Here is a 7,076-nt window from a genome sequence, read left to right on the forward strand (position 1 = left end):
CCCTCATGACGATCGCCAACGCGACCGGTGCGCTCGTCTGCTCGACGGGCAACCGGTCGGAGAGCGCGGTCGGCTACACGACGCTCTACGGCGACACGTGCGGCACCGCGCCGAACCCGCTCGGCGACCTGCTCAAGACCGACGTCGTCGCCTTCGACGGCCGGCTCGTGCCCGGCGTCTACGGCCTGTGCGCGTGGCGCAACGCGCGTGCGGTCGCGTCCGGCGAGGTGCCGCCGATCCCGGCGTCGACGCTCACCAAGCCCCCGTCGGCGGAGCTCGCACCCGACCAGCAGGACTCCGACTCGCTGCCCCCGTACGACGTGCTCGACCCGCTGCTGCTCGCGTTCCTCGAGGACCGGACGGGACCCGACGACCTCGTCGACGACCTCGTCGCCCGCGGGCACGACCGCGCCGGCGCGACCGCCACGGTCCGGCACGTCCTCGGGCTCGTCGACCGCAGCGAGTTCAAGCGCCGCCAGGTGCCGCTGCGGATCAAGGTCAGCCGCGTCGCGTTCGGGCGCGACCGCCGGATGCCGCTCGCCACGCACTGGCGGCACGTCCCGACGCCGGTCGCCGAGCCGTCGCGCAGCTCCGTCTGACCGGCGCTCGCCGGGCCTGGGCGCCCGTCGTCCCGGGCCGTCAGAGCAGGTCGCGCAGCACCGTCGCCTGGTTGTGGTCCGGGTCCTTCGCGCCGTACAGGAGCGTGACGACGTCGTGCGTCGCGACGACGTCCCGGAGCCGGTCGAGCGCCGGGTTGGTCGCGAGCTCCGCGCGGTAGCGGCGGGCGAACTCGTCGAAGAGCGCCTCCTCGTGGTGGAACCACCGCCGCAGCTCGGTCGACGGCGCGACGTCCTTGAGCCACACGTCGACCGCCGCGCGCTCCTTCGTCAGGCCGCGCGGCCACAGCCGGTCGACGAGGACGCGCAGCCCGTCGTCGTCGGACCGCTCGTCGTGGACCCGGCGCACGCGCACGCTCACACCCCCATCGTGCCGTGTGGGCGACCGGTGCGAGGATCGGCGCTGCCGGGCCGGCCGCGAGACCTGCCGCACGGTGCGCGACCCACGACGCTCGACGACGAGGAGACGCCATGACGACGTTCGGCCCGACCGACGACCTCCGCGCGGCCGAGTTCCGCGGCGCCGACCTGCGCGGCGCGAGGTTCATCGAGACCGACCTGTCCGGCGCGGTGCTGCGCGGCGTGCAGGTCGAGGGCGTCGAGATCGACGCGCCGTGGCTGCCCGACGGTGACGCGCTCCTCGTCAACGGCGTCGACGTGGTCCCGTTCGTCGAGGCCGAGCTCGACCGCCGCTTCCCCGGCCGCTCGACCCGCCGCGCCGCCGACCCGGACGGGCTGCGCGACGCGTGGGCGGTGCTGCAGCGCACGTGGGACGCGACGCTCGCGCGCGTCGCCGCCATGCCGGACGGGACGCCGGACGTGTCCGTCGCGGGGGAGTGGTCGTTCGCCCAGACGCTGCGCCACCTCGTCCTCGCGACCGACGCCTGGCTCGGGCGCTCGGTCCTCGGCCTGGCGCAGCCGTTCCACCCGCTCGGCCAGCCCGGTCCGCAGGCGGAGGACGACGGGCTCGACCTGTCGCTGTTCAGCACGACCACGCCGACGTTCGACGAGGTGCTCGCGGCCCGCGCCGACCGCGTCCGCCTGGTGCGCGACTTCCTCGCGACCGTCACCGCCGACGACCTCGCCGCGCAGCACCCGCACCCGTGGGCGCCCGAGTACCCCGAGACGACCCTGTCGTGCCTCCACGTGATCCTCGAGGAGGAGTGGGAGCACCACCGGTTCGCGGTCCGCGACCTCGACGCGATCGGGTCGTCGCCGGCCTGAACGCGCACGCGTCGGGGCGTCCGGGCGCGGAAAATGCGCTGGCCAGCAGCGCCCGGCGGCGCGCACAGTACCGGGGCGCTGCGCGTGACCTCGCGCGCGGCGACCACACGTGACGGCCACGACGAGCCGCGGAAGGAGGAGCCCGTGCACGACCGCATCGACCGCTGGTCGGGACGCGACGTCTGCGCGTCCGACGCGCTCGTCCTGCACCGCACCCTCGACCGCACGACCGACCGCACGACCGGCCGCCCGGAGCAGCGCGGTCGCCTCCTGCGCCCCTCGTCGACCTGACGTCCACCCACGTCGACGACGGGCCGTTCCCCTCCGCGGGAGTGGCCCGTCGTCGTTCGTCGACCCGCGCCCCCTGGAAGGAGACCGCCATGGTCCGCATCGTCAACCAGTCCCTGACCGCCACCCACGCGCCGATCTCCGACGCCGCCGCCCGTCGCGCCGCCCGGCGCCTCGCCCGCACGGCCGCCCGCAACCCGCTGCGACGGGTCCGGGTCGACTGCGAGCCGCACGCGGTGCGCGACCCGCTCGCGACGCTCGGCGATCGCGTCTGGTGCGACGCGCACGCCGACTGGGCGACGGTCGTCGAGGTCACCGAGTAAGCGCCCCGAGCCCGAACCACCGACACGACCCGACCCAGCACGACGACCGGTCCGAGCGACCACGAGAGAGGAGGTGACCCCGGTGTCCGGAGTCCTGGTCCTGAACGCGGGCTACGAGCCCCTGCACCGGGTGAGCCTGCAGCACGCGGTGCGGATGCTGCACCGGCGGGTCGCGGTCGTCGAGGAGGCGGTCGCGGGCAAGCGGTTCGGGCAGTACCCGCTGCCCGCGGTCCTGCGGCTGGTCCGGTACGTGCACATGCGCTGGCGGCACCGGACCGGCGCACCCCCGTGGTCGCGGGCCGGCGTGCTGCGGCGGGACGACCACGTCTGCGCCTACTGCGGGACGCGCGGTGCGGCCACCGTCGACCACGTGATGCCGCGGTCGCGGACCGCCGACCCGAACACGTGGCTCAACACGGTCGCGTGCTGCGGTCGGTGCAACAACCGCAAGCGCGACCGGACGCCCGACGAGGCCGGCATGCGACTCCGGTACGCGCCGCGGGTGCCGAGCCACGCCGAGCTCCTCGACCTCTGACGACGGACCGCTCTCCGGCGAGGAGGGCGGTCCGTCGTCGTGCGCACCGGGCCGTCCGCGTGAGCCGTCGTCGAGGCGGGTCAGCTGGCCGCGGCCCGCGCCTGGGCGAACGGCAGCCGGTCGAAGACGATCGTCATGTGCGTGATGCGCCCACCCGCGACGCGCACCCACTCGGCGCCCGGCGCGTGCCGGACGAGGGTCGAGTCGGTGTCGTAGAGCACGACGGCCGTGTCGTCGTCGCCGAACGCGCCGAGGATCTCCGTGCGGGTCGTCGACGTCGCGAACGGGCCCATGAACGCGCGGAACGCGTCGATGCCGGTCACGGGCCCGCCGGGGGCGTCGCAGACGACGTCGTCGGCGACGAGCGCCATCGCGGCGTCGACGTCGTGGCGGCTCCACGCGCGGTGGTAGTCGAGGGCGGTCTGCAGGGCGCGTCCGGTCATGGTGGGTCCTCCTCGTGGTCGGGACTGGCACTCGTACCGACACCGGGAGGACGTCTGTCGGAACGGTCTCGTACGGTCCGGTGTCATGGAGCCGGTCGGCACGACCCTGGACGCGGCACGGGCGGGCGACGAGGACGCGTTCGCCGCGCTCACCGGTCCGCACCTGCGCGAGCTGCACGTGCACTGCTACCGCATGCTCGGCTCGCTCGACGACGCCGACGACGCGCTCCAGGACGTGCTGCTCGCCGCGTGGCGTGGCCTGCCGGCGTTCGCGGGACGCGCGTCGGTCCGCACCTGGCTCTACACGATCGCGACCCACCGCTGCCTCAACGTGCTGCGCACCGGTCGCCGACGGCCCGCCGAGGTCGCGCTGCCCTTCGACGCCCCGCCGCCCGACGCGCTCGACGACCTGACGACGCTCCAGCCCTACCCCGACGCGTGGCTGCCGACCGCCCCCGTCGCGCACGGCCCCGACGCCCGGTGGGACGCCGCCGAGTCGATCGAGCTCGCGTTCGTCGCGGCGCTGCAGGCGCTGCCGCCGCGGCAGGTCGCGGCCGTCGTCCTGGCGGACGTGCTCGGGTTCGACGTCGCCGAGTGCGCCGCGATGCTCGACGTGACGCCGACCGTCGTCAAGGGTCTGCGGCAGCGCGGGCGGGCGTCGCTCGTGGCGGCGCGCGCGTCGTCGCGCACGGGCGGTGACGTGGACGTCGCGGTCGCGCGGCGGTTCGCGCGCGCGCTCGAGGCCGGCGACGTCGACGGGGTCGTCGCGCTGCTCACCGACGACGCGTGGCTCGCGATGCCGCCGCTGCCGCACGTCTACCGGGGCCGGGAGTCCGTCGCGGCGTTCCTGCGCGCGGCCGCCGGGTGGCGCACCGGACGCACGCTCACCCTGACGGAGACCGCGGCGAACGGGCGGGCCCGCTCTCGTCGGCACGCTCGCGGACGGCGCCGGCGCGGTGCGACCCGCGGGCGTGTACGTCGTCACGACCCGCGGCGGCCGCGTCGCGTCCGCGACACGGTTCCTCGACGACGGTGTGGCCGGACGGTTCGCCGCGCCGTGCCCCCGGCCGTGACGCTCGGGTGGTGGGCCGCGTCCGGTGGCAGGATCCCGGCGTGACCGATCGTCCGACGCCGCCCGCGCGGCCCGCCGAGCACGTGCTCGTCCCGATGACCGCCGCGCACTGGCCGCAGGTCGCGGCGATCTACGCGGCCGGGATCGCGACGGGCCAGGCCACGTTCGCGACCGACGTCCCGACCTGGGACGAGTTCGACGCGGGCAAGCGGGCCGGGCTGCGCTGGGTCGCCCTCGACGGCGGCACGGTGCTCGGGTGGGTCGCGGTCTCCGGGGTGTCGACGCGAGCCGTGTACTCGGGCGTCGTCGAGGTGTCGGTCTACGTGGACCCGGCGGCGCACGGGCGCGGCGTCGGGCGGGCCCTGCTCGAGCGCCTGCTCGCCGAGGCGCCCGCGCACGGCGTGTGGACCGTGCAGGCGGGCGTCTTCCCCGAGAACGCCGCGAGCCTCGCGCTGCACGCCGCGGCCGGGTTCCGCGTCGTCGGCACGCGGGAACGGCTCGGCCTCATGACGTCCGGACCGCTCGCGGGACGCTGGCGCGACGTCGTGCTCCTCGAACGCCGGCTCGACGCCTGACGCATCGCGTCGTGCGGCCCGCCGGCGGGCGCCTGCCGGCACCGCGGCCGGAGTCCACCCGTCGCGCCTCCGGACGCCACGGTGTCGGGCCGCCGTCGGCGCGTCCCCTGCGTCGGCGTCGCGGACCTCACCCGCCCTCCGCTTGACGGCGCCGCCGGGGCGGGTTTGCCTGGCGACGTCGGCACGGGGGAGAGCGAGGTGGCGATGTCCGGGCAGCACGTCGCGTACTGGGACGCGCAGGCGGCGTCGTACGACCGGGTCACCGCATGGGCGGAGCGGCGGCTGCTCGCCGACGCGCGCGCGTGGGTCGGCGCACGAGCCCACGGGCGGACGCTCGACGTCGGTGTCGGCACCGGCGCGAACCTGCCGCACCTCGTCGGGCACGCCGACAGCCTCGTCGGTGTCGACCAGAGCGCCGCGATGCTCGACCTCGCGCGGCGCCGGGCGCGGTCGCTGGGTGCGGACGTCGAGCTCGTGCAGGGCGACGCGGCCGCGCTGCCGTGGCCCGACGCGTCGTTCGACACCGTCGTGTGCACGTTCTCGCTGTGCTGCGTCGACGACGAGGTCGCGGTGCTGCGCGAGCTCGCCCGCGTCGTCCGTCCCGACGGTGCCGTGCTGCTGGCGGACCACGTCGAGTCGTCGGCGGGGGTGATCCGCGCAGGTCAGCGCGTGCTCGAGGCGGTCGAGCGGCGGCACGGCGAGCGGTTCAGGCGGCGCCCTCTCGTGCGGCTGTCCGAGGCCGGGCTCGCCGCGCTCGAGCACGAGGCGTCGCGCTACCGTCTCGTCGAGCGCGTCGCGGCACGCCGCGAGCGTCGCAAGCGCCGCGACTGAACCGACCCGCCGACCTCGGGGGTGGTACGGTCGGCCGCCCTGGGCGTGGAGTCGGCTCAGCGTGCGCGGTCGACCAGACGTGCCGCGGCCGCGACGCCCGTCGCCGGGCTCGTCAGCACCGGGACCGGCAGGTCGTCGAGGAGCGGACGGGCCGCGTGCATGCTGGCCTGCGCGAGGACGACGACGTCGACGTCGGCGGCGAGATCGCGCACCGCGGCGGCCACCAGCGACGCGTGGCGTGCGACGTCGCCGCTCCGGAACGCGTCCCACGCCCCGTCGACGAGGACCGGGACGACGGTCGTCGCGGCTCCGGGACCCGCAGACCTCTCCGCCTCGTCGCGCACCAGGTCGCACGTCGGCCCGAGCGTCGACCCGACGGTCGCGACCACGCCGACCCGGCGCCCGGACGCGACGGCCGCGCGCGCCATCGGACGGTCGACGCGCAGCACGGGCACGTCGGTCACGAGCCCGTCGGCGACCGGGCCCAGGGACGAGCACGTGCACACCACGACGTCCGCGCCCCGCCGGGCGAGCTCGTCGACGGCCTCCTGGGTGCCGCGGCGCACGTCGGCGTCGTCGGGTCCGACGCGTCCGACGTCGTCCAGCAGGCGCGGCTCGACGACGTGCACCGCGACCAGACCCTCCTGCACGGTCAGCGCGTCGAACGTCGGGACGTGCGCGTCCGCCGTGTGCAGGAACCCGATCGTCCCGCGCCGCAGCGGCCGCTCGAGGAGCGTGTTGCGGTGCGTGCCGAAGTCGCGCTCGCCGACCGCGGTGAACCCCTGGCTCTCGTAGTAGCGGCGCAGCGCGGGGTTGCTCGTGCGGCAGTCGAGGCGGAACAGCCCGACGCCGGCGTCACGGCCGCGGGCCGCCGCCCAGTCGAGGAGCGCACTCCCGAGGCCGTCGCCCGAGCGGCGGCGGGCGACCATGAGGCCGTGCACGTAGACGGCCGGCGTCGGGTCGTCGCCCCAGAAGTCCGGGTCGGACCACAGCAGCCGGATCGTCGCCGCGACACCCTCGTCGTCGCGCAGGACCCACCACTCGCCCGCGTCGACCTGCGTCGCGACGCGCTCGCGGGGGAGCGACCCGCGCGCCCACTGGTCGACGCCGCGGTCCGCCATCCAGTCCTCGAGCGCACGCCGCAGTGCGTGGATGTCGTCGACGTCGG

General features: G+C 76.1%; 11 protein-coding genes. 8 read left to right on the forward strand and 3 right to left on the reverse strand.

Annotation, left to right across the window (positions count from 1 at the left end; genetic code table 11):
• The coding region (nadE, locus tag CTKZ_RS13950) for an NAD(+) synthase (protein WP_124343512.1) at window positions 1-599 on the forward strand (599 nt) is incomplete at its 5' end.
• Window positions 600-639: 40 nt separating this feature from the next.
• Here nadE and CTKZ_RS13955 read toward each other — a convergent pair.
• Window positions 640-978, reverse strand: a complete 339-nt coding sequence (locus tag CTKZ_RS13955; RefSeq protein WP_124343513.1) for a DUF488 domain-containing protein — start codon at window positions 976-978, stop codon at window positions 640-642.
• 110 nt (window positions 979-1,088) lie between these two features.
• Between CTKZ_RS13955 and CTKZ_RS13960 the strand changes: the two genes are divergently transcribed.
• The 4 genes from CTKZ_RS13960 to CTKZ_RS13970 all read left to right on the forward strand — a co-directional run bounded on the left by CTKZ_RS13960 (window position 1,089) and on the right by CTKZ_RS13970 (window position 2,987).
• Complete coding sequence (locus tag CTKZ_RS13960) at window positions 1,089-1,841, forward strand: DinB family protein (protein WP_124343514.1); 753 nt, start codon at window positions 1,089-1,091, stop codon at window positions 1,839-1,841.
• A 144-nt stretch (window positions 1,842-1,985) separates the two neighbouring features.
• Entirely contained in the window at window positions 1,986-2,132 is a 147-nt protein-coding gene (locus CTKZ_RS21625) for a hypothetical protein (RefSeq protein ID WP_160142905.1), read from the forward strand.
• 89 nt (window positions 2,133-2,221) lie between these two features.
• Window positions 2,222-2,452, forward strand: coding sequence for a hypothetical protein (locus tag CTKZ_RS13965; RefSeq protein WP_124343515.1), 231 nt, complete (start codon window positions 2,222-2,224; stop codon window positions 2,450-2,452).
• 82 nt (window positions 2,453-2,534) lie between these two features.
• Window positions 2,535-2,987, forward strand: a complete 453-nt coding sequence (locus CTKZ_RS13970; RefSeq protein WP_124343516.1) for an HNH endonuclease — start codon at window positions 2,535-2,537, stop codon at window positions 2,985-2,987.
• Window positions 2,988-3,067: 80 nt separating this feature from the next.
• Here the strand turns inward: CTKZ_RS13970 and CTKZ_RS13975 are convergent, their stop codons facing one another.
• Window positions 3,068-3,430: a nuclear transport factor 2 family protein gene (locus CTKZ_RS13975; protein ID WP_124343517.1), complete on the reverse strand. Its 363-nt coding sequence runs from the start codon at window positions 3,428-3,430 to the stop codon at window positions 3,068-3,070.
• 85 nt (window positions 3,431-3,515) lie between these two features.
• On the opposite strand from CTKZ_RS13975, the gene CTKZ_RS13980 reads away from it, so the two are divergent.
• The 3 genes from CTKZ_RS13980 to CTKZ_RS13990 all read left to right on the forward strand — a co-directional run bounded on the left by CTKZ_RS13980 (window position 3,516) and on the right by CTKZ_RS13990 (window position 5,908).
• Window positions 3,516-4,547: an RNA polymerase subunit sigma-70 gene (locus tag CTKZ_RS13980; protein ID WP_200829754.1), complete on the forward strand. Its 1,032-nt coding sequence runs from the start codon at window positions 3,516-3,518 to the stop codon at window positions 4,545-4,547.
• Window positions 4,548-4,597: 50 nt separating this feature from the next.
• Complete coding sequence (locus tag CTKZ_RS13985; protein WP_124343519.1) at window positions 4,598-5,077, forward strand: GNAT family N-acetyltransferase; 480 nt, start codon at window positions 4,598-4,600, stop codon at window positions 5,075-5,077.
• 204 nt (window positions 5,078-5,281) lie between these two features.
• Entirely contained in the window at window positions 5,282-5,908 is a 627-nt protein-coding gene (locus CTKZ_RS13990; RefSeq protein WP_124343518.1) for a class I SAM-dependent methyltransferase, read from the forward strand.
• 56 nt (window positions 5,909-5,964) lie between these two features.
• Here CTKZ_RS13990 and CTKZ_RS13995 read toward each other — a convergent pair.
• The coding region (locus tag CTKZ_RS13995; protein ID WP_200829755.1) for a GNAT family N-acetyltransferase at window positions 5,965-7,076 on the reverse strand (1,112 nt) is incomplete at its 5' end.

The organism is Cellulomonas algicola, assembly GCF_003851725.1.
Classification (GTDB): Bacteria; Actinomycetota; Actinomycetes; order Actinomycetales; family Cellulomonadaceae; genus Cellulomonas; species Cellulomonas algicola.